A 20,410-nucleotide genomic window follows, 5' to 3' on the forward strand; every position below is an offset into this window, starting at 1 on the left:
GGCCCGAGGGCCGGTTTTTCGTGCCGGTTGGGACCATGCATCGGTGTATGGGCTGTACGCGCTATCGCGTTGCCCACTGCCACGGCGGTCGGGCCAGGTCTTCTAGACCGGTGATCTGCGTTTCACCGAAATCCTTTTCCAGCATCAGCGAATTGCAGTCGCCGTGGCGTTCCAGTGCGGCGATCAGCCGGGCGGCGTGCGAGACGACAATGACCTGGGTGTCGCGCGCGGCGCGCTGGATCAGCCGCGCCAGCGCCGGCAGCAGATCGGGGTGCAGGCTGGTCTCGGGTTCGTTCAGTACCAGCAGTGCCGGTGGGCGCGGCGTCAGCAGCGCAGCGACCAGCAGCAGGTAGCGCAGCGTGCCGTCGGACAGCTCGGCGCTTGAAAGCGGGCGCAGCAAGCCGTGCTGGCGCATCTGGATGCTGAAACGGCCGCGCTCCGGCGGGATATGAATCTGCGAGCCCGGAAAGGCGTCGTCGATCGCGGTGTGCAGCGCATCCTCGTCACCGATCTCGATGATGGTCTGCAACGCCGCGGCAAGATCACTACCGTCGTGGCCCAGGACCGGCGTGCGCGTGCCGATCTGCGTCTGCCGAGCCGGTGCGTCGGCATCGGTACGGAAATGGTCGTAAAAGCGCCACGAACGCATCTGTTCGCGCAAGCGCAGCACTTCCGGCGCGAGTACCGGGTCGGCGCACTGCAGCATCATGCTGTCGAAGCCGGCGATATTGCGGGTCAGTACGCGCCAGTCGCGGTTGTCGCGTACTTTCACCAGCGGCCCGTGACGGTCGGCCAGCACGGCGGCCGGGCGCAGGATCGGCCCGGCCCACAGGCATTCGCGCTTGATTTCGGGGTCGAGGCCGAACAGGGTGTTCGGCACCGGTTCGGGCATGCCGATGTCGATCGCGTAGCCGAAGTCGTCGCTGGCAAAGCCCAGCCGCAGATGGACCGGTTCGTTGCGTACCGTGCCTTGTACGACGGCCTCGCCACGGCGCATCGCGCGCGAAATCGTTTCCGGCCCGGCCCACAGCGTCGACGGCAGGCCGCCTTCGCGTGCCAGCGACGGAATCACCCGGCCCTGCGCCGTTTCGGCCAGCAGCCGCAGTGCGCGGTACAGATTGGATTTGCCGCTGCCGTTGGCGCCGGTGATGACGTTCAGGCGCCCGAGCGGCAGGATCAGCTGGCGCAGCGAGCGGTAATTGGCGATCGCGAGCGTCGTCAGCATCAGGGCACGAGTACGGTCGGCTTGGATTCGGTGAGCAGGCCCGGGTAATCCCGGCTGTAATGCAGGCCGCGACTTTCCTTGCGCGCCAAGGCCGAGCGGACGATCAGCTCGGCGGTGGTAACCAGGTTGCGCAGCTCGATCAGGTCGTTCGAGACGCGGAAGTTGCTGTAGTAATCGTTGATTTCATGCTGCAGCAGCTCGATCCGGTGCTGGGCGCGTTCGAGCCGCTTGTTGGTGCGGACGATGCCGACGTAATCCCACATGAAGCGACGCAGCTCGTCCCAGTTGTGGGCAATGACGACTTCTTCGTCCGGATCGGTCACCCGGCTTTCGTCCCATTCGGCTACTGCCGGCTGGGTATGCTTCGGCGCGGCGAGGATGTCCTCGGCTGCGGCCTTGCCGATCACCATGCATTCGAGCAGCGAATTGCTGGCGAGCCGGTTGGCGCCGTGCAGGCCGGTATAGCTGACTTCGCCGACGCCATACAGCCCGTCGACATCGGTGCGGCCGGCGCGATCGACGACCAGACCGCCGCAGGTGTAGTGCGCGGCAGGCACGACCGGGATCGGTTGCTTGGTGATGTCGATGCCGAGTTCGAGGCAGCGCTGATAGATGTTCGGGAAATGCTCTTTGACGAACTTCGACGGCTTGTAGCTGATGTCCAGATACACGCAGTCGAAACCGCCTTTCTTCATCTCGAAGTCGATGGCGCGTGCGACCACGTCACGTGGCGCCAGCTCGGCGCGCTCGTCGTGGTTGGGCATGAAGCGGGTGCCGTCCGGCAGGCGCAGGATGCCGCCTTCGCCACGCACCGCTTCGGTAATCAGAAACGATTTGGCGTGCGGGTGATAGAGGCAAGTAGGGTGGAACTGGATGAATTCCATGTTCGCCACCTTACAACCGGCGCGCCAACCCATGGCGATGCCGTCGCCGGTCGCCACGTCCGGGTTGGTCGTATACAGGTAGACCTTGCCGGCACCGCCGGTGGCCAGCACCGTGTGCTGCGCCAGCACGGTATCGACGCGGTCGGCGTCGATATCGTAGATGTAGGCGCCGTGGCAGCGATTGGCGCCGCCGTTCTTGCCTAGCTTGGCGTCGGTGATCAGGTCGAGCGCGATATGGTGTTCGAGCACGGTGATATTCGGATGGGCCGCAACCTTGGTCGCCAGCGTGTCGACGACCGCGGCGCCAGTGGCGTCGGCGGCGTGGATGATGCGCCGGTGGCTGTGACCGCCTTCTCGCGTCAGGTGGTAGCCGTGATAGTTGGTCTCGCCGGATTCATCGCGCGTGAACGGCACGCCCATGGCGATCAGCCAGTCGATCGCCTCTTTCGAATGCTCGACGATGAAGCGGGTCGATTCGGCTTCGCACAGCCCGGCACCGGCAACCAGCGTGTCCTTGATGTGCAGCTCGATGCTGTCCTGATCGTCGAGCACCGCGGCAATACCGCCCTGGGCCCAGCCACTGCCGCCGTCGCGCAGTTCGCGCTTGGTGACGAGGCCGACCTTGAGCTTGTCGGCCAGGTGCAGCGCGATGGTCATGCCACCCAGACCGCTGCCAATAATCAGTACGTCGAATTGCCGCATCGTCACTTACGCCGTAAAGTCAGAATCAACGGCAAATGTTACATCAGAGCTTGGCGCCGCTGCAGCTTGCACGGCCGGGGTGCCGCGGGCACAATCCGGCCGCGCCGCCGCCTTATGGCTTGAAATGGGTGGAATCGTCCCCACTTGGCCGATTCAACTGTGCTAAACAGCGCGCAGGCCGAACACGGAGTACGCATTGGAACAACGGACGGAACGGGAACTCGACTCGGAACTCGTCGCCCGGGCACAAGCCGGCGACAAGCGGGCGTTCGAGCTGCTGGTGATCAAGTATCAGCGCCGGATTGCCCGTCTCCTGTCGCGCCTGATTCGCGATCCGGCCGAAATCGAGGATGTCGCACAGGAGGCATTCATCAAGGCGTATCGCGCCCTGCCGTCCTTCCGGGGCGAATCGGCGTTTTACACTTGGCTTTACCGGATTGCGATCAATACTGCGAAGAACTACCTCGCATCGATGGGCCGGCGCCCGCAGCTGGCGATGGATTACGAGGACGAGGAGGGCGAGACCCTCGATGCCGCGGCACAAATACCGGACTTTCATACGCCAGAGTCTGAACTATCGAATCGTCAGATTGTCTCTACGGTGAACGAGGCGGTTGATGCGCTCCCTGAGGAGTTGCGAACCGCCATCACGCTGCGCGAGATGGAAGGCCTGTCGTACGAGGAGATCTCCAGCGTGATGAATTGTCCGATCGGTACGGTTCGCTCGCGAATTTTCAGAGCGCGCGAAGCGATCGCGACTAAACTGCGGCCTCTTCTGGCAACGGTCGGCAAGGACCGCCGCTGGTAAAGGCTCAGGACATAACGCGAATGAAGGAAATCGATATGAAAGAGCATTTGTCCGCGCTGATCGACAGCGAGCTGGATACTGCGGCCGGCGCCGCGGTGCTGAGGCAGTTGGGCGCCGACGGCGAGCTGACGCAGGATCTGCAAGACTGGCAACTGATCAGTGATGCCATGCACGATCATCCGATCCTTTCCCCCGATTTCATGACGCGCTTCTCGGCGCGCTTGGCTGCCGAGCCGGTGGTGATCGCACCGCATGCGCTGAAGCGCAAGCGCTCCTTCCTCAAGCGTGCCCTCGTGCCGTTCTCGGCCGCCGCTTCCATCGCGTTTGTCGGCGTTGCAAGCTGGCAGGCCTACACCGGCGGCATGGGTGCGACAGCACCGTTGCCCGGTGCGCCGGCCGCGATCGAGCGGGTGGCCAGCAACGAGACGACTGCAAATGTAGATGCCGACCGCATCCATGATTACCTGGTTGCCCATCGTGAAGACGCGGGCAGCCCTTTCGCCGGCCAGGATATGGTCTCGATTTCCTATCAAGTTCCACAACGATAAACGTCAATGATGAAACTGAAGGGGTGGCTCTTTGCCGGTAGTCTGCTGTTCGCAGGATCCTCGCTTTCCGCGCTTGCAGCACCACCGGGTGAGCTGCTCGACCAAGCACAGGCCAATCAGCTCGTCCATCGCGTCACCGAAGCGCCCAAGACCCTGACCTTTCAGGGCATCTACATTCAGCAGCGGCACAACTTCATGCAGAGCTATCGGGTCTTCCACCAGGGTGGTGGCGGATCCGATGTCGAGCGACGCGAATCGCTGGATGGGCCGCAGCTCGAATATCTGCGCCACGGTGACCTGATCAGCGTGTTCACCCCCGACGCCCGACCGGTCACGCTGGACCGGCGCCACACCTCGAAGATGTTTCCAAGGCAGTTTCCGGATCAGGCGGATGAGTTGCTCGGCAACTACCAGATCCGCAAGATCGGCCGTGAGCGTGTCGCCGGGCTGGATGCCGACATCTATGATTTCGAGCCACGTGACCGTTACCGTTTCCCGCATCGCTACTGGATCGACACAGGCAGCGGCTTGATGCTCAAGACGGTCATGTACGGTGCGCGCCGTGAAGTCACCGAAGTCTTCTCGTTCTCGCAGATCAATATCGGTGGCGCGCTCGACAAGCGCCTGCTCAAGCCGGTGAATCCGGTGCGGCCGGTGGTGCTTGAACAATTGCCGCAAACCCCGGTCGCCGATCCGCACTGGCAGATCAACGATTTGCCGCCCGGCTTCAGACTGTTCCGCCAGCTCAAGCGCAATCTGCCGGGCAAAAACAAGCCGGTGCTGCATTATCTCTATGGTGACGGACTGGTAACGGTGTCGGTGTTCATCGAGCCGATCGATCCACGCATGCCGCAGGGGCTGACGCAGCAGAACGGCATCAGTCTCTATTCACGCCAGACGGGTGGCTATATGGTCACCGCGCTGGGCGAAGTCCCCCCCGACACGGTGCAGGCCTTCAGTCAGGCCTTCAGTCCGCGCGGCGGCGACAAGTAACGCCTGGTCGCGATGATTGACACCGAAGCACAGGTTGTCCGGACCGATGCATCGCACGCCTGGGTCGTCATTCGTCCGCATACGCCTTGCGGTAATTGCGATCCGCAGACCGGCTGCCGCTCGGTGGCGATCAGCCGCATGTTCGGTCAGGCGCAGCAGCAATACCGCGTTAATAATCCCCTTGGCGCCAAGGAAGGGGAGTATGTCAAAGTGGCCGTCGCAGAACGTACGCTGTTGCAGTCGGCCTTCTGGGCTTACGGTCTCCCGCTGTTGGCGATGTTGCTCGGTGCATTGATCGGCCGATTCGTGGGCACCGGCGTGCCGCTGGCCGAAGTGGCCGGCGCCGCGATCGGCTTTTGCGGCTCATTTGCGTGGCTGCGGCTGACGCGGCATCGCGTTGCCGATCAGGGTCCGGTCATTGTGTCCCGCCATGGCCAAATGCCACCGCCGCGCAGCTGCGCATCTGCCGATTAGGCTGTTTCATTTCAACGTTGTGTCTGTTTCATTCTCAAAATACTGGGTGATTGACCATGAAGATGACTCGCTGGCTTGCAGCCGGGGTGTTGACGCTGGGTTTCGGTACCGCAAACGCGGCGGCGGTATCCGGCCTGCCTGATTTCACGCAACTTGTCGAAAAAGAAGGCAAGGCCGTCGTGAATATCTCGACCACCGGCAAGGTGCGCGAACCGGCGCAGCAGCAATGGAATGCCGATGACGATGTGCTGGACCTGTTCCGCCGCTTCGGTTTCCCGGTGCCGCCGGGCGCGCTGCCGCAACAGCCGGGCGCGCCGCGTGAACGTCAGGTGCAGTCGCTGGGTTCGGGTTTCATCATCGATGGTAGCGGTTACATCCTGACCAATGCCCATGTCGTCGCCGATGCGGACGAAATCAAGGTCAAGCTGACCGACAAGCGCGAGTTCAAGGCCAAGGTCATCGGTTCGGACGCGCGGACCGACGTGGCCTTGCTCAAGGTCGACGCAGCCGGCCTGCCGAAGGTCGACCTCGGCGATAGCGAAGCCCTCAAGGTCGGTGAGTGGGTCGTGGCCATCGGTGCGCCGTTCGGGCTGGAAAACAGCGTGACCGCCGGTATCGTGTCGGCCAAGGGTCGTAACCTGCCGGATGAAACCTTCGTGCCTTTCATTCAGACCGACGTCGCGATCAATCCGGGCAATTCGGGTGGTCCGCTGTTCAATATGAACGGCCAGGTCGTCGGCATCAATTCGCAGATCTACAGCCGCTCGGGCGGCTACATGGGCTTGTCGTTCTCGATTCCGATCGATGTGGCCATGAAGGTGGCCGACGAACTCAAGGCAACCGGCAAGGTGACTCGTGGCCGCATTGGTGTGGCGGTGCAGGATCTGAACGAAGATCTGGCCAAGACCTTCGGCCTGCCGAACACCAATGGTGCGCTGGTGTCGTCGGTCGACAAGGATGGCCCGGCGGCCAAAGCAGGCCTGAAGCCGGGTGACGTCGTGCTCAAGTACAACGGCCAGCCGATCAACAACACCGGTGATCTGCCACGCTTCGTCACTGCAACCAAACCCGGGGCGACGGTCAAGATCGGCATCTGGCGTGATCGCGCCGCGCGCGAATTGCCGGTCACCATCGGCCTGCTCGACAGCGCCGAAGGGCCGAACAAGGCGCGCGAATACAAGGGCGGATCGGCGCAGCAGGAAGACAGCCAGCGCTTCGGTCTGGTCTTGCGTGAGCTGGCGCCGCAACAATTGAAGGCGCTGGGGCTCAAGTACGGCCTGGCCATCCAGTCCGCGACCGGGGCTTCGGCCAAGGCCGGGCTGATGCGTGGCGACGTGATCATTGGCGTTGGCGGCACCGACATTACCAGCATGCAGCAACTGCGCCAGATGCTGAGCGCGGTGAGGTCGGGCGAGTCGGTGGCGCTGCGGGTGATGCGCGACGGTGCGACGATCTTCATTTCGATGACGGCGCCGGCCAAGTGAGGCCATTGCTCAAGCTGTACGGCCGCGAATACTGCGGCCTGTGCCTGACCATGCGCGACCAGTTGCAGCCTTTGGCCGCGCAGCATGGCTTTGTCGTCGAGTGGGTCGACATCGACGACAATGACGCGCTCGAGGCCTTGTATGGCGAACTGGTGCCGGTGCTGGCGACCGAGGAGGGGGCTGAAATCTGCCACTATCGCCTCGATGTGCAGGCGCTGGATGATTGGCGGGCGAAAATCCGGTAAAATCAGTCGATTGGCTGATACAGGGCACGCACGGCGTGCCCTTTTTTCGTAACAACAGGTTCTATGGATCACATCCGCAATTTCTCCATCATCGCTCACATCGACCACGGCAAATCGACGCTGGCAGACCGATTCATCCAGTTCTGCGGCGGTCTCGATATGCGCGAGATGAGTGCCCAGGTGCTCGACTCGATGGATATCGAGAAAGAGCGCGGCATCACCATCAAGGCCCAGACGGCGGCGTTGCAGTACAAGGCGCGCGACGGCAAGGTCTACAATCTGAACCTGATCGACACCCCGGGGCACGTTGACTTCAGCTACGAAGTCAGCCGTTCGCTGTCGGCGTGCGAAGGCGCGCTGCTGGTCGTCGACGCCTCGCAAGGCGTTGAGGCACAGACGGTTGCCAACTGCTACACCGCGATCGAACTTGGCGTCGAAGTGCGCCCGGTGCTGAACAAGATCGACCTGCCCGCGGCCGAACCCGAGCGCGTGGCGCAGGAAATCGAAGACATCATCGGCATCGAAGCCGCCGATGCGGTGCGCGCGTCGGCCAAGTCGGGTATCGGTATCGAGGACATTCTGGAAGAGGTGATCAGCAAGATCCCGCCGCCCAAGGGCAATCCGGAAGGTCCGCTCAAGGCGCTGATCATCGACTCGTGGTTTGACAACTACGTCGGCGTGGTGATGCTGGTGCGTGTCGTCGACGGCGAAATTCGTCCGAAAGACAAAATTCTCTTCATGTCGACCAAGGCACAGCACCTGTGCGAACAGGTCGGCGTGTTTACGCCGAAATCGGTGCAGCGCGATGTGCTGCGCGCCGGCGAGGTCGGCTTTGTGATTGCCGGCATCAAGGAGCTGGCATCGGCCAAGGTCGGCGATACGATCACCATCGCCAAGACCCCGGCTGCCGCACCGCTACCGGGTTTCAAGGAAGTGAAGTCGCAGGTGTTCGCGGGTCTGTATCCGATCGAATCGCACGATTACGAGTCGCTGCGGGATTCGCTGACCAAGCTCAAGCTCAACGACGCCGCACTGGCGTTCGAACCCGAGGTATCGCAGGCGCTGGGCTTTGGTTTCCGTTGCGGCTTCCTGGGTCTCTTGCACCTCGAAATCGTCCAGGAACGCCTGGAGCGCGAGTTCGACATGGACCTCATCACCACGGCGCCGACCGTGGTGTACGAGCTGGTGCTCAAAGACGGCACCATCACGCACATCGAAAACCCGTCCAAACTGCCCGAGCAGACCAAGTTCGAGGAAATCCGCGAGCCGATCATCACGGCGACCATCCTCGTGCCGCAGGACTATGTTGGCGCGGTGATGACGCTGTGCAATCAGAAGCGCGGTGCGCAGCGCAATATGCAATACATGGGTCGTCAGGTCATGCTGACCTACGACATGCCGATGGCCGAAGTGGTGATGGACTTCTTCGACAAGCTCAAATCGGTGTCGCGCGGTTACGCGTCGCTCGATTACGAGTTCAAGGAATTCCTGGCGGCCGATCTGGTCAAGCTCGATGTGCTCGTCAACGGTGACAAGGTCGATGCGTTGAGCCTGATCGTTCACCGCAGCACCAGTGTTTATCGCGGTCGCGAACTCGTCAGCAAGATGCGCGAGCTGATTCCGCGCCAGATGTACGACGTGGCGGTGCAGGCGGCGATCGGTGGCACCATCATCGCGCGTGAAAACGTCAAGGCAATGCGCAAGGACGTGCTGGCCAAGTGCTACGGCGGCGACATTACCCGTAAGAAGAAACTGCTCGAGAAGCAGAAAGCGGGCAAGAAGCGCATGAAGCAGGTCGGCAACGTGGAAATCCCGCAGGAGGCATTCCTCGCCATCCTGCAAGTCAGTGACAAATAACAAGGCAACAAGGGAAACTGCATGAACTGGTATGTGATCGGCGTCATTCTGCTCATTCTCGGCCCGGCGCTGATTGGCCTTGGCGCCAAGCACGAACGCAAGAACAACGAACCGCCGCAACTGGTGCAATACGGTTTCCTTTCCGCCATCGTCGGCGCCTTCATCCTGCTGGTGCAGCTGTTCTCGATCGCTGCGGCGCTGTTGATCTTCGTGCTGGTGACCGGCGTGGTCTGGGGTATCGACAAATTTGTCCTCGCCAGAAAACGCGGCGAAGCACGGCCTTCGGATTGGGTCGAGTACGGCCGGGGTTTCTTTCCGGTCATCCTCGCCGTTTTCCTGCTGCGCTCGTTCCTGGTCGAGCCGTACCAGATTCCGTCGAGTTCGATGCGTCCGGGATTGATCGTCGGCGACTTCATTCTGGTGAACAAGTTTGCCTACGGTATCCGCATGCCGATCCTGAACGATGTGGTCGTGCACGTCGGCAAGCCTCAGCCGGGCGATGTGATGGTGTTCAACTACCCGGAAAAGCCGTCGATCGACTACATCAAGCGAGTGATCGGTACGCCGGGCGACACGATCGAGTATCGCGGCAAGAAGTTGACGGTCAATGGCAAGCCGGTGCCGACGCAGGAGGCCGGGCAGCTGCAATACACCGAAGGCGTGTACCTGATCGACAACCAGCAATACACCGAAAAGCTTGGCGAGCACATCTACAACACACTGCAAATGGATGTGCCGGAAGTGAATCTCGCCGAAGTGCGTGATTTTCCGTTCCGCGAAAACTGCCGCTATGATGACGAGGGCTTCAGCTGCAAGGTGCCCGACGGCTACTATTTCATGATGGGTGACAACCGCGACCACAGTGCCGACAGCCGCTACTGGGGCTTCGTGCCGGACAAGTACATTGTCGGCAAGGCGTTCCTGGTGTGGTTCAACTTCAAGCAACTGAGCCGCATCGGCACCAAAATCCAGTGATCCGGCCTACCGGACGAGAACGGGGAGATTCACCAATGCGTACGCAACGCGGTTTGTCCTTTTTCGGCTTCATCATCATCGCGGGCTTTGTCGCGGCGGCGGCCGTGGTCTTTTTCAAAGTGGTGCCGGCGTATGTCGAGTACTTCAACGTCAAAAAGGCCGTCGCCAGCGTTGCCAAGGATCAGGGGACCCAGCCGCCGGCGGCGATCCGCGAATCCTTCGACAAGCACGCCAATATCAGCGACATCAAGGCGGTCTCGGGCAAGGACCTGCAGATCGTTCCGGCCGGTGGCAAGACCTCGATCAGCGTCGGCTATGAAAAAGTCGTGCCGGTCGTCGCCAACATCAGCCTATTGTTTGATTTCAACGTGGAGGCAGCCGGTTCCGGCGCCGAGTAAACCCTCAATGTCTGTTGTTTTGCCTGCCGAGCGCCTGATGAAGGTGCTCGGTTATTCATTTCAGGAGCCGCAACGCCTCAAGCAGGCGCTGACGCATCGCAGTTATTCATCGACGCACAATGAGCGTCTGGAATTCGTCGGCGACGGCATCCTGAACGCCGTCATCGCCCGCACGCTGTATCTGGCGTTTCCACAGCTCACCGAAGGCGAGTTGTCGCGCTTGCGCGCCAGCCTGGTCCGCCAGGAGGCGCTGGCCGACGTGGCCAGCGAGATGCAGCTCGGTGACTATCTATCGCTGGGCGAAGGTGAGCTCAAGAGTGGTGGCCACCGTCGGCCGTCGATTCTGGCCGATGCGCTCGAAGCGATCTTCGGTGCCATCTGGTTCGATGGCGGCTTTAGCGAAGCCGAGCGGGTGATTTCGATGCTGTTTGCGTCAAGGGTCGCAAAAATCGATCCGGCGCAGGCGTTGAAGGATCCGAAAACCGGGTTGCAGGAGTGGCTGCAGGCGCGCCGCCAGCCCTTGCCCGAATATGTGCTGGCCCGTCAGGAAGGCGAGTCGCCCAACCAGTTGTTCGAGGTGGTGTGCCTCGTCCGTGGTTTGCAGGTCGAAGCGCGCGCCGAAGGTCCAAGCCGGCGCAATGCCGAACAACAAGCCGCTGCGGCGGCACTGGCGCTGCTGCGGGAACGTCACCCGGGCAAGCGCCTCTAAGCTGCAGGGCCCTGCGCCCTGCACGGAGAATTCCATGACTGAAGAATTGATGCTGCCGGAAGAATCGGCGGCCGAAGACTATCGCTGCGGCTTTGTCGCCATCATCGGCCGGCCGAACGTCGGCAAATCGACGCTGATGAACCATCTGATCGGCATGAAGGTGAGCATCACCTCGCGCAAGGCGCAAACCACGCGCCACCGGATTACCGGCGTGTTGACCAATGAAACGGCCCAGTTCGTCTTCGTCGATACCCCGGGTTTTCAGACGCGTTACCGCAATGCGCTGAACCAGGCGATGAACCGCAGCGTGACGACGACACTGGCCGACGTCGATGCGATCCTGTTCGTCGTTGAAGCTGGCCGCTTCACGCCGCAGGACGAGGACGTGCTGAAGCTGTTGCCGAAGGATCAGGCTGTGCTGCTGGTCGTCAACAAGGTCGACGAGATCGAGGACAAGGCTGCACTACTGCCCTTTATCGAATCGGTGGCGCAGAAGCACGACTTCACAGCCATCGTGCCGATCTCGGCGCAGAAGAAGCAGAAGCTCGACGTGCTGCTTCAGGCGATCGAGCCGCTGCTGCCGCATTCGGCGCCGATGTATGAAGAAGACCAAGTCACCGATCGCAGCGAGCGCTTCCTGGCCGCTGAAATCATCCGCGAGAAGATCTTCCGGATGATGGGTGACGAACTGCCGTATGCGATCACCGTCGAAATCGAGAAATTCGACGAAGAGGAAATGAAGGACGGCCGCACGCTCAAGCGCATTTATGCCGCGGTGCTGGTCGACCGTGACAGCCAGAAGGCGATGCTGATCGGCAAGAACGGCGAGAAGCTCAAGCGCATCGGCACCGAGGCGCGCCAGGACATGGAAAAGCTGTTTGACGGCAAGGTGTATCTGGAGGTCTGGGTCAAGGTCAAGAGCGGCTGGGCCGACGATACCCGGTTGCTGCGCCAGTACGGCTTCGAATAAAGCCTGTCTCATTGGGCCGCTACGCCCGCGCATTTTGGCCTCGTCTGCTGCTCCGAACACCGAAGGGCTTCCTTCGGGCGTCCTCATGTACTTTTAGGGTATGCCGGTTTCTGCGCGCCAGGCGGGGCCAAGCTGTTTTGGCTTGCTGTCTCACTAAGGCTGGCTTCTGATGGCTGTTTCCGATGGCTGAGAAATCTCCCCGTAAACCGCGGCGCAAGCCGGCCGGCGACGTTCCGCGCGTCGATGCGCAGCCGGCTTTCATCTTGCATCAGTATGCGTATCGCGAGACCAGCCGGCTGCTTGATGTCTATAGCCGGGATCTGGGCCGGGTGATGATCGTTGCGCGTGGCGTGCAACGGCCGGGTTCGCAGTTGCGCGGCAGCCTGCTGGCCTTCCAGCCGCTCCTGCTAGCATGGTTCGGTGCTGGCGAGGTCAAGACCCTGCATGCGGCCGAATGGCAGGGCGGTTTGCCGCAGTTGAGCGGCTTGCCGTTGCTGTGCGGTTTCTATCTGAACGAGCTGCTGATGAAGCTGCTGCCGCGCGAAGATGCGTATCCGGCACTGTTTGGCGCTTACTTCGATGCAATCCGCCAACTGGGTCGAGCCGCCAACGACCGGGCGGCGGTCGAGCCGGTACTGCGCAGTTTCGAGCTGACCTTGTTGCGGGCGCTGGGATACGCACCCGCGCTCGGCCGTCTTGCGGACGACACGCCACTGCAGCCGACAAAGCGCTACGGTTTCGATCCCGGCCTGGGCGTGGTGCCGGCGCGGCACGATGCGATGCAATTCGATGCGGCCGCGCTGCTGGCGATCGAGGCGGGCGACTTTGGCGACGAACGCGTTCTGGCGCAGGCAAAGCTGCTGATGCGTCTGGCGTTCGCGCCCTTGCTGGCCGACGCGCCGCTGCACACCCGGCAATTGCTCATCGACCTGCAGACGCTATAGCGTAGGCAGCACGGTAGCCGCTACACTTTGCGTTTTTTGCCGGCCTGTTGCCGGCGTGAACGGGAACCATAGATGGCAGTCGATATCCAGCTGGGCGTGAACATCGATCACGTCGCAACGCTGCGCAATGCGCGCGGTACGACCTACCCGAGCCCGGTGCTCGCCGCGCAATTGTGCGAACAGGCTGGTGCCGACCTGATCACCCTGCATATGCGCGAAGATCGTCGCCATATCCGCGACGAAGACGTGAAGCTGATTCGTGCCGTCATCCAGACCAAGATGAACCTTGAAATGGCGCTGACGACCGAAATGCTCGAGCACGCGCTGGCGATTGCACCGCAGGATATTTGTCTTGTGCCGGAACGGCGCGAAGAAGTGACGACCGAGGGCGGGCTGGACGTCAAACGCTTTGCCAATCAGACCGGCGATTACACGCGCACGCTGCTTGATGCCGGCATGCGAGTGTCGATCTTCATCGATCCCGATCTCGAACAGATCAAGCTGGCACACGAACTGGGCGCGCCGGTGATCGAAATCCATACCGGGCGCTATGCCGATGCCCACACACCGGCGGAGCGCGATGCCGAACTGGCGCGGGTGCGCGAAGCGGCCGAATACGGTGCATCGCTGGGCTTGATCGTCAATGCCGGTCATGGGTTGCATTACCACAACGTCCAGGCCATTGCGGCGATTCCGCAGATTCGCGAACTGAATATCGGCCACGCGATCATCGGTCATGCCGTGTTTGTCGGCCTCAAGGAGGCTGTGCGGGAGATGAAGACGCTGATGCTGGCCGCTCGCCGCGCCGTCTGATCGGCCTGATTGCGCGTCATCCCGTGCCAGGGAAGGCGTGCTTGCTTGGCGTGCTTGCTTGGCGGGTTTGCGCTGCAGCATGGTGACGTGGGAATGGTGTCGGATCGACGCAACGACCCACGCTCGACAACGTCCCGCCATCGGTTGCGCTGGGCGGATACGCTATGCTGCAAGTGAATGCTGGACCGAGGAGTAGACATGATCACCATCTCGCACGAAGCCCACTACATCTACGTTGCCGTGCTGAACGAGTTCACCGTTCATGACTTCAAGGAGTTCGAAGACAGCGTGCTGTACGAGCTGCGTTTTCATGGCTCGGCCAATCTGCTGTTCGACCTTTCCGGCATGCTCGGCTACACCATCGACATGGCTGTCGAGGAGGTCCGTTTTGCGCGCAAGCATCGGCGCGATTTCGGCCGGGTCGCCATTGTTTCTAACGATCAATGGGTTACGTGGTCGGCCTGGGTCAACAATATCCTCTCCGATGCCGAAGTGGAGGTGTTCGACGAGGTGGATGAAGCTCGGGCTTGGCTTGAGCTGGAATCGTTTAAAGCCGAGACCGAATGATCGTCGTTAGCCAGCAGATCTGTGTATGCGTGAACTACTGAATCGACTCCTGAAGCGAGATGCATCGCCCTTTGCCGGCGCCAAGCTGGCGACCGCATGGTGCCGTGAACTGGACCACGATGCGCCCGCTACGCAACGCGCCAAGGTGCTGGCGCTGGCGCAGGGTTTTCTGACCGACCGCAAGCTGCCAACGCCGGATGCGCTTGAAGCGGCCTTGTTGATCGACGCTGCCGCGCAGCCCAGCTACGAAGCCTTGTGCTGCCAGTATGTCGCCAATCCCCGCATGCCGAAGGAGCTGGAGCGCCAGCTGTGGCGCGAGGTGGTTGAATACGCGCAGGCCATGGTGGATTTGTACCAGCGGTTCGTCAAAGCCGATCCCGAGCCGGAAGCCAAGGCACGGATCGAAGCCTTGATGCCGCAAGTGCTGGCGCGAAGCCTGCACTATCTCGGCATTCAGGCCAAATGGCACCACTTCCGTTATGAGCGCCTGCCGTCGAAGCTCTGGACCCAGGCGAACCAGCTGTATCGGCTGTCGGAAATCGATGGTTTCGACAGCAACCCGTTTCCGTTGTACCCCGGTCATTCCGATGACGTGACGTCCTGTGCCGATGAGTATCTGCAGCTATTGATGCTGGCGACGCTGTCGAGCCATAACCTGACGGTAAGGCAGCTCGATTGGGCCGATCAGTGGCTGGATCGCTGGAGCAAACTGATTCAGTTGTCGCGCAAGTTTTATGCCGACCGGCATCACCTGTGCGTCAACTTGCAGGAGGACGGTGGGCCAAGGCGCGTGAAGGAAGACCAGAGCGAGGAGCCATTCCGCTACTGGGGCTTGTTCGACCTGATCCACGAACTGCAGGAAACGCAACGCAAGCTGGAGCAGGGGGCATCAGCCCCGTCGCTTGGGCTTGGCGAGGACTGCCGGCAGCCCGCGTGCAGCGATTTGCTGCGGCTGATCGAGGCCGCTTGGGCGTCGATGCTGCGCAACACTCAGATAAGCCGCAGTGCGCGCCAGACGGTGAGCAAGACCGCCGAGGTGGTGCAGGGCTTGAGCAAGCTGTGCGCCATGGTCCGTAACGACAACGATAAATTCAGCCGTCAGCCGGTCGAGAGCAAGACCGAAGTCGATTACGACGAAATCATGGACATGCGGCTGTACGGTTTCGTGTCTGAGCGAACACGGTCAAAGCAGTCGGCGAATCCGACCACGGTGCAGCCGAAACCCAAGCAGCAGGTCAGTAGTACGACCTGGGTCATCGAGAATGAATCCGAAGGGGGCTTCGGCGCGATGTTGCATGCGGCCGAGAACGAATGGATTCGTCCGGGTGCCTTGATCGGGATGCGGACTGGCGAGAACGACAACTGGCGGGTCTGCATTGTCCGGCGGCTCAATCGCCTGCGTGACGAGCAATTGTCCGCAGGGATTCAAATTCTCTCCGCGACGCCGGTCGCGGTCAGCGTCAAGGCCGAGGACGACGAGAATGCGCAGATCAACCTGTCGGACGTGGCGTTCCACAGCACCGAGTTTCCAATGCTGCGTGTTGGCCTGTACATCCCGCATTTGCAAGGGGGCAACAGTATCAACACCTTGATGCTGCACGCGTCCGAGTACGCCAGCAACCGCCTTTACAGCGTCAAGGCGCGCGACCGGGGGTTTACGGTCAAGCTGGGGGCGGTGATTGAAAAAGGTGCGGACTGGGTCTGGGCGAGTGTGCAGGTGGTCAAGCAGCAAGACTGAGCCACGGTTCTTTTCGCAAAGACAAACGGCGCCGAGAGGCGCCGTTTGTCTTTGTTCAGCCCAGTCGCTGGGAGATGAACTGACCGATTGCCTGAATTTCCGGCGGGCAGACCGAGTGCTGCATGGGCCAAGTCTGCCAGCTGGCTGGGTTGCCGAGCGCGCTGACGCATTGAGCCGCCGCTTCGCCAAGGGCGACCGGCACCACCGGATCGTGGCTGCCATGGGCGGCAAACACCGGCGTATGGCGGTTGATCTGGGTGCTGGCCGCGTCGATGAGCTGTGGCGCCGGCAAATAGGTCGACAACGCAATAATGCCGGCGAGTGGTTCGGCGTTTGTCAGGCCGGCGGTGTAAGCAATCGCACCGCCTTGCGAAAAACCGGCGAGGATGATGCGTTCGCTCGGCACGCCGCGTGCGTTCTCTGCCGAGATCAGTGCGCGGATCTGTTCGACCGAGGCGAGGACGCCGTCGATGTCGGCATGACGGCTGATGCTGTCGAAGTGGATGATGTCGTACCACGCGCGCATCACATAGCCGTTGTTGCAGGTGATGGGCATATAAGGCGCATGCGGGAACAGGAAGCGCACCGCGAGTCCGTCCGGCAGGCCCAGCTCGGGCACGATCGGCACGAAATCGTTGCCGTCGGCGCCGAGGCCGTGCAGCCAGATCACACTGGCCTGCGGATGGGGGGCGGTTTCCAGTTCGACGCAGGGGAGCAGTTCGCTCATGAAGCTTCCTTGGGCTTGATGGCCGATTTCGGCCGGAAAGCGGCAACAATGGCGGGATCGGTGTCGATATACGGGCCGTCGAGCAGCTGAATGCAGTAAGGCACCGAGGCGAACACACCGTGAACGATGACCTTGCCGTCGGCGTCGCGAACGCCCTCAAGCGTTTCCTTGATCGATTTCGGCTGGCCGGGCAGGTTGAGAATCAGCGATTGCTTGCGGATCACCCCCACCTGACGGCTGAGAATCGCGGTCGGCACGTAGTGCAGACTGACTTGGCGCATCTGTTCGCCGAAGCCAGGCATGGTCCGGTCGGCGACAGCCAGCGTTGCATCGGGGGTGACGTCGCGCAGCGCCGGGCCGGTGCCGCCGGTGGTCAGCACCAACTGGCAACCTGCGATGTCGACCAGCTCGCACAACGCCGCCTCGATCTGCGCTTGTTCGTCCGGAATCAGCCGGGTCACGAGTTCGAACGGCGACATCAGTGCGGCGGTGAGCCAGTCGCTCAGTGCCGGAATGCCCTTGTCGTCATAGACGCCGGTCGAGGCGCGGTCCGACACCGAGACCAGGCCGATTTTCAGTGCCGTGCTCATGCGTTCTTCGACACGGTGACGCTGCCATCGGCCTCGGCCTGAAAGCGCAGATCATGCCAGTCGCGGATCAGCAGGTCGGCTTCGGCCAGTTCTTCGGCAGTGTGCGAGGTCGTCAGCGCAATCACCGTCATGCCGGCGGCCTTGGCCGAACGAACGCCGTTCGGTGCGTCCTCGAAAGCGAGGCTGCGAGTTGGCTCGACGCCGAAATGGCTGGCACCGGCAAGATAGGGATCCGGTGACGGCTTGCCGTTGGCGATGTCCTCGGCGCAGACCATGAAGTCCGGCGGGGTCAGCCCGCAGTATTCGAGCTTGGATTGCGCCAGCGGCCGCGGTGCCGAGGTGACGATGGCGACGCGCACGCCCCGCAGTTCGGCAAGACGCTCGGCAATGCCGGTGATGGCAATCGTGCCGTCCATGTCGGTCAGCTCGCGCTGCAACAGCTTGTCGAATTCGGTTTGCAGGTCGGCATTCGGCGCAAAGCGGCTGATGACGTCGACGCCGCGCACACCGTGCATATTGGCGATCAGATGGTCGGCGTCGATATCGTGCTCACCGGCCCAATTGCGCCAGATCCGCTCGACGCAAGGCGTCGAATCGATCAGCGTGCCGTCCATGTCAAAGAACAGGGCATCAAAGCGCCCCGGCAACTGGGCTGGCAACGTCATCACTTTTCCTCGCGCGGATCGATCAGAGGGGGCTCCGGATAGAGTGTCTTCAAGAGCTGGAACAGTTCGCGGAACGCCTTGGGCGGTTTTTGCTGCTCGCGTTCCTTCAGCGCATTGCGGATCAGTTGACGCAGCTGCTGGACGTCGAGGTCCGGATGGTCGTTGATCAGTGCTTCGGTGGCTTTCGGGTCGGCGAGCAGCTTGTCACGTTGGCGCTCGAGCTGATGCAGCCAGGCGTTGTGGCGATCGGAGTTGCCGGCGAGCGAGTCGAGCAGTGCCTGGATCGGTGCCGGGTCGACGTGGCGCATCAGCTTGCCGATGTACTGCTTGTGGCGTGCAACGGCGCCGTTAGCGGTCAGCCGTTTGGCTTCGATCAGCGCATTGAACAGGCTTTCTGGCAGTCCAAGGCCGGCCAGATGCTTGCGATCGAGCGGAATCAGCGCTTCGCCAAGATCTTGCAGCGCGTTCATGTCGCGCTTCATCTGGCTCTTGCTGACGATTTCGACGTCGTCGTCGTGGGGGAGGGGATCTTGATGTCGAGCCATGGCGGGGAGCGTGGAGCAAAAGCATAATGATACCAAACCCGCCGGGGTTCTCCGGCGTACACTTGTGCCGCCCGGCCGGGAGGGGAAGCAAAACCCTGCTGGCTGCGCCGTGTGCACTTGCCGTACCCTGTGTATTGACTGTGTCTCGCATGCCCTGCCAGCGCAGCTGCGCCGGGTTTTGCCAGCCCCTCTTGTTGACCTATTTCAAGGATGTCCGATGTCCGAATTCAGCTTCAGCCCAGAACAGCTTGGCGATCTTGCCGCGACCGTGCTCGACGAAGCGCGTCGGCAGGGCGCGACGGCGTGCGAAGTTGATGCCTCCGAAGGACTTGGCCAGAACGTTTCGGTGCGGTTGGCCGAAGTGGAAACCATCGAGTACAACCGCGATAAGGGCGTCGGCGTTACCGTTTATCTGGGCCAGTGCAAGGGCCATGCGAGCACGTCCGATTTTTCACCGGCAGCGCTGGCAGATACGGTCAAGGCCGCGCTGGCGATCGCGCGTTACACGGCCGAGGACCCCTGCGCCGGGCTGGCAGATCCGGCGCGCTTTGCCACGGTCTTCCCCGATCTCGACGTCTATCATCCGTGGCCCCTGCCGGTCGAGCAGGCCATCGAACTGGCGCAGCGCTGCGAAGCCGCCGGCCGTGCCGTCGACACGCGTATCGGCAACTCCGAAGGCGCCAGCGTGTCGACATCGGCATCACGTTGGGTCTATGCCAACTCGGCCGGCTTTTCCGGCCTGGGTGAATCGACCCGCCATGGCATCTCGGCGGCGCTGATTGCCGAGGACGGATCGGGGATGCAGCGCGACTACTGGTATACCGCCGCACGCGCTGCCGGCGATCTCGACGATGCCGAAGCAGTGGGCCGCAAGGCCGGCGAGCGCGCGGTGCGCCGGCTCGGCGGTCGTCGCGTCAAGACTGGTGAATATCCGGTGCTGTTCGAGGCGCCGGTGGCATCGTCGCTGATCAGCCACTGGGTGTCGGCGGTGAGCGGCGGCAGCCTGTACCGCAAGACCAGCTTCCTGAACGACAGTCTCGGTGCGCGGGTCTTTTCACCGGTGGTCGAGATCGTCGAGGATCCTTTCCTGATTCGTGGTCTCGCCAGCGGCGCCTTCGATGCCGAGGGCGTGGCGACGACGCGGCGTGAGTTGGTCACTGCCGGCGTTCAGAACGGTTATTTCCTTGGCAGCTACAGTGCCCGCAAGCTCGGCATGGAAAGCACCGGCAATGCCGGCGGCGCGCACAACCTGCTGGTCAGCGCTACGGCAAATTTCGACGCGCTGCTGGCTGAGCTGGGGACTGGTTTGCTGGTCACCGAGTTGCTTGGCCACGGCATCAATCTGGTCACCGGCGATTATTCGCGCGGTGCGGCCGGTTTCTGGGTCGAGAACGGCAAGATCAGCCATCCGGTCGAGGAAATCACCGTCGCCGGCAATCTGCGCGACATCTTCAAGGGCATTGTCGGCATCGGCGACGACTGGCAGGCGTCGAGCAGCCGCCGTGTCGGGTCGATCCTGGTCGGCAAGATGACGGTCGCCGGACACTGA

At 61.9% G+C, this 20,410-nt stretch carries 22 protein-coding genes; 16 read left to right on the plus strand and 6 right to left on the minus strand.

Annotated features, from left to right (window positions below):
* Positions 1 to 61: 61 nt before the first annotated feature.
* The gene (locus R0382_RS13270) at positions 62 to 1,225 is read right to left on the minus strand and encodes an AAA family ATPase (protein WP_432720129.1); all 1,164 of its coding nucleotides are present in this window, start codon (positions 1,223 to 1,225) and stop codon (positions 62 to 64) included.
* On the minus strand, positions 1,225 to 2,811 hold the full coding sequence (gene nadB / locus R0382_RS13275; protein WP_432720130.1) for an L-aspartate oxidase: 1,587 nt from the start codon (positions 2,809 to 2,811) through the stop codon (positions 1,225 to 1,227). Before nadB ends, R0382_RS13270 begins: the two co-directional genes overlap by 1 nt.
* Positions 2,812 to 3,007: 196 nt before the next feature.
* Here nadB and rpoE point away from each other — a divergent pair, with 196 nt between their 5' ends.
* From rpoE to R0382_RS13350, 15 genes are all read left to right on the plus strand, one after another.
* Positions 3,008 to 3,619: an RNA polymerase sigma factor RpoE gene (gene rpoE / locus R0382_RS13280; RefSeq protein WP_229797425.1), complete on the plus strand. Its 612-nt coding sequence runs from the start codon at positions 3,008 to 3,010 to the stop codon at positions 3,617 to 3,619.
* Between the two features lie 47 nt (positions 3,620 to 3,666).
* Positions 3,667 to 4,167, plus strand: coding sequence for a sigma-E factor negative regulatory protein (locus R0382_RS13285; protein ID WP_432720133.1), 501 nt, complete (start codon positions 3,667 to 3,669; stop codon positions 4,165 to 4,167).
* A gap of 6 nt (positions 4,168 to 4,173) precedes the next feature.
* The gene (locus R0382_RS13290; protein ID WP_432720134.1) at positions 4,174 to 5,160 is read left to right on the plus strand and encodes a MucB/RseB C-terminal domain-containing protein; all 987 of its coding nucleotides are present in this window, start codon (positions 4,174 to 4,176) and stop codon (positions 5,158 to 5,160) included.
* A 12-nt stretch (positions 5,161 to 5,172) separates the two neighbouring features.
* A complete protein-coding gene (locus tag R0382_RS13295) occupies positions 5,173 to 5,634 on the plus strand; it encodes a SoxR reducing system RseC family protein (RefSeq protein WP_432720136.1) in 462 nt (153 codons plus the stop codon).
* A gap of 56 nt (positions 5,635 to 5,690) precedes the next feature.
* On the plus strand, positions 5,691 to 7,118 hold the full coding sequence (locus R0382_RS13300; protein ID WP_432720137.1) for a DegQ family serine endoprotease: 1,428 nt from the start codon (positions 5,691 to 5,693) through the stop codon (positions 7,116 to 7,118).
* A complete protein-coding gene (locus R0382_RS13305; protein ID WP_432720138.1) occupies positions 7,115 to 7,363 on the plus strand; it encodes a glutaredoxin family protein in 249 nt (82 codons plus the stop codon). Before R0382_RS13300 ends, R0382_RS13305 begins: the two co-directional genes overlap by 4 nt.
* 63 nt (positions 7,364 to 7,426) lie before the next feature.
* Positions 7,427 to 9,220: a translation elongation factor 4 gene (gene lepA, locus R0382_RS13310; protein WP_432720139.1), complete on the plus strand. Its 1,794-nt coding sequence runs from the start codon at positions 7,427 to 7,429 to the stop codon at positions 9,218 to 9,220.
* Positions 9,221 to 9,241: 21 nt separating this feature from the next.
* A complete protein-coding gene (gene lepB / locus R0382_RS13315) occupies positions 9,242 to 10,195 on the plus strand; it encodes a signal peptidase I (RefSeq protein ID WP_432720141.1) in 954 nt (317 codons plus the stop codon).
* Positions 10,196 to 10,230: 35 nt separating this feature from the next.
* Complete coding sequence (locus R0382_RS13320) at positions 10,231 to 10,593, plus strand: DUF4845 domain-containing protein (protein WP_432720142.1); 363 nt, start codon at positions 10,231 to 10,233, stop codon at positions 10,591 to 10,593.
* 7 nt (positions 10,594 to 10,600) lie between these two features.
* Complete coding sequence (gene rnc / locus R0382_RS13325; RefSeq protein WP_432720143.1) at positions 10,601 to 11,302, plus strand: ribonuclease III; 702 nt, start codon at positions 10,601 to 10,603, stop codon at positions 11,300 to 11,302.
* 34 nt (positions 11,303 to 11,336) lie between these two features.
* A complete protein-coding gene (gene era / locus R0382_RS13330) occupies positions 11,337 to 12,272 on the plus strand; it encodes a GTPase Era (RefSeq protein WP_432720145.1) in 936 nt (311 codons plus the stop codon).
* Between the two features lie 182 nt (positions 12,273 to 12,454).
* A complete protein-coding gene (gene recO / locus R0382_RS13335) occupies positions 12,455 to 13,216 on the plus strand; it encodes a DNA repair protein RecO (protein WP_432720147.1) in 762 nt (253 codons plus the stop codon).
* Positions 13,217 to 13,288: 72 nt separating this feature from the next.
* The gene (pdxJ, locus tag R0382_RS13340) at positions 13,289 to 14,029 is read left to right on the plus strand and encodes a pyridoxine 5'-phosphate synthase (protein ID WP_432720149.1); all 741 of its coding nucleotides are present in this window, start codon (positions 13,289 to 13,291) and stop codon (positions 14,027 to 14,029) included.
* A gap of 198 nt (positions 14,030 to 14,227) precedes the next feature.
* Positions 14,228 to 14,596 (plus strand): STAS/SEC14 domain-containing protein, encoded by a 369-nt coding sequence (locus R0382_RS13345; RefSeq protein ID WP_432720151.1) that lies wholly within the window; start codon positions 14,228 to 14,230, stop codon positions 14,594 to 14,596.
* A gap of 25 nt (positions 14,597 to 14,621) precedes the next feature.
* Positions 14,622 to 16,334 (plus strand): hypothetical protein, encoded by a 1,713-nt coding sequence (locus tag R0382_RS13350; RefSeq protein ID WP_432720152.1) that lies wholly within the window; start codon positions 14,622 to 14,624, stop codon positions 16,332 to 16,334.
* Positions 16,335 to 16,389: 55 nt separating this feature from the next.
* Here the strand turns inward: R0382_RS13350 and R0382_RS13355 are convergent, their stop codons facing one another.
* Genes R0382_RS13355 through yjgA form a run of 4 tightly spaced genes read right to left on the minus strand, consistent with a single transcriptional unit; the run spans position 16,390 to position 18,861 of the window.
* A complete protein-coding gene (locus R0382_RS13355; RefSeq protein ID WP_432720153.1) occupies positions 16,390 to 17,061 on the minus strand; it encodes an alpha/beta hydrolase in 672 nt (223 codons plus the stop codon).
* Entirely contained in the window at positions 17,058 to 17,651 is a 594-nt protein-coding gene (gene mog / locus R0382_RS13360; protein ID WP_432720154.1) for a molybdopterin adenylyltransferase, read from the minus strand. The genes R0382_RS13355 and mog overlap by 4 nt, the downstream gene beginning before the upstream one ends.
* Positions 17,648 to 18,316 (minus strand): HAD family hydrolase, encoded by a 669-nt coding sequence (locus tag R0382_RS13365; protein ID WP_432720155.1) that lies wholly within the window; start codon positions 18,314 to 18,316, stop codon positions 17,648 to 17,650. Before R0382_RS13365 ends, mog begins: the two co-directional genes overlap by 4 nt.
* Complete coding sequence (gene yjgA / locus R0382_RS13370; protein ID WP_432720157.1) at positions 18,316 to 18,861, minus strand: ribosome biogenesis factor YjgA; 546 nt, start codon at positions 18,859 to 18,861, stop codon at positions 18,316 to 18,318. Before yjgA ends, R0382_RS13365 begins: the two co-directional genes overlap by 1 nt.
* A gap of 217 nt (positions 18,862 to 19,078) precedes the next feature.
* On the opposite strand from yjgA, the gene pmbA reads away from it, so the two are divergent.
* Positions 19,079 to 20,410 carry a metalloprotease PmbA gene (gene pmbA, locus R0382_RS13375; protein ID WP_432720158.1) on the plus strand — a complete coding sequence of 444 codons (1,332 nt, stop codon included), beginning with the start codon at positions 19,079 to 19,081 and terminating at the stop codon, positions 20,408 to 20,410.

Source organism: Jeongeupia wiesaeckerbachi (genome assembly GCF_050916355.1).
Classification (GTDB): domain Bacteria; phylum Pseudomonadota; class Gammaproteobacteria; order Burkholderiales; family Chitinibacteraceae; genus Jeongeupia; species Jeongeupia wiesaeckerbachi.

What these genes read in the sequence shown, in the direction of transcription:
- R0382_RS13270 (WP_432720129.1), bottom strand. Translation starts at nt 1,225, where the DNA reads ATGCTGACGACGCTCGCGATCGCCAATTACCGCTCGCTGCGCCAGCTG.
- nadB (WP_432720130.1), bottom strand. Translation starts at nt 2,811, where the DNA reads ATGCGGCAATTCGACGTACTGATTATTGGCAGCGGTCTGGGTGGCATG.
- R0382_RS13290 (WP_432720134.1), top strand. Translation starts at nt 4,174, where the DNA reads ATGATGAAACTGAAGGGGTGGCTCTTTGCCGGTAGTCTGCTGTTCGCA.
- R0382_RS13295 (WP_432720136.1), top strand. Translation starts at nt 5,173, where the DNA reads ATGATTGACACCGAAGCACAGGTTGTCCGGACCGATGCATCGCACGCC.
- R0382_RS13300 (WP_432720137.1), top strand. Translation starts at nt 5,691, where the DNA reads ATGAAGATGACTCGCTGGCTTGCAGCCGGGGTGTTGACGCTGGGTTTC.
- lepA (WP_432720139.1), top strand. Translation starts at nt 7,427, where the DNA reads ATGGATCACATCCGCAATTTCTCCATCATCGCTCACATCGACCACGGC.
- lepB (WP_432720141.1), top strand. Translation starts at nt 9,242, where the DNA reads ATGAACTGGTATGTGATCGGCGTCATTCTGCTCATTCTCGGCCCGGCG.
- R0382_RS13320 (WP_432720142.1), top strand. Translation starts at nt 10,231, where the DNA reads ATGCGTACGCAACGCGGTTTGTCCTTTTTCGGCTTCATCATCATCGCG.
- rnc (WP_432720143.1), top strand. Translation starts at nt 10,601, where the DNA reads ATGTCTGTTGTTTTGCCTGCCGAGCGCCTGATGAAGGTGCTCGGTTAT.
- era (WP_432720145.1), top strand. Translation starts at nt 11,337, where the DNA reads ATGACTGAAGAATTGATGCTGCCGGAAGAATCGGCGGCCGAAGACTAT.
- recO (WP_432720147.1), top strand. Translation starts at nt 12,455, where the DNA reads ATGGCTGAGAAATCTCCCCGTAAACCGCGGCGCAAGCCGGCCGGCGAC.
- pdxJ (WP_432720149.1), top strand. Translation starts at nt 13,289, where the DNA reads ATGGCAGTCGATATCCAGCTGGGCGTGAACATCGATCACGTCGCAACG.
- R0382_RS13345 (WP_432720151.1), top strand. Translation starts at nt 14,228, where the DNA reads ATGATCACCATCTCGCACGAAGCCCACTACATCTACGTTGCCGTGCTG.
- R0382_RS13350 (WP_432720152.1), top strand. Translation starts at nt 14,622, where the DNA reads ATGCGTGAACTACTGAATCGACTCCTGAAGCGAGATGCATCGCCCTTT.
- R0382_RS13355 (WP_432720153.1), bottom strand. Translation starts at nt 17,061, where the DNA reads ATGAGCGAACTGCTCCCCTGCGTCGAACTGGAAACCGCCCCCCATCCG.
- mog (WP_432720154.1), bottom strand. Translation starts at nt 17,651, where the DNA reads ATGAGCACGGCACTGAAAATCGGCCTGGTCTCGGTGTCGGACCGCGCC.
- R0382_RS13365 (WP_432720155.1), bottom strand. Translation starts at nt 18,316, where the DNA reads ATGACGTTGCCAGCCCAGTTGCCGGGGCGCTTTGATGCCCTGTTCTTT.
- yjgA (WP_432720157.1), bottom strand. Translation starts at nt 18,861, where the DNA reads ATGGCTCGACATCAAGATCCCCTCCCCCACGACGACGACGTCGAAATC.
- pmbA (WP_432720158.1), top strand. Translation starts at nt 19,079, where the DNA reads ATGTCCGAATTCAGCTTCAGCCCAGAACAGCTTGGCGATCTTGCCGCG.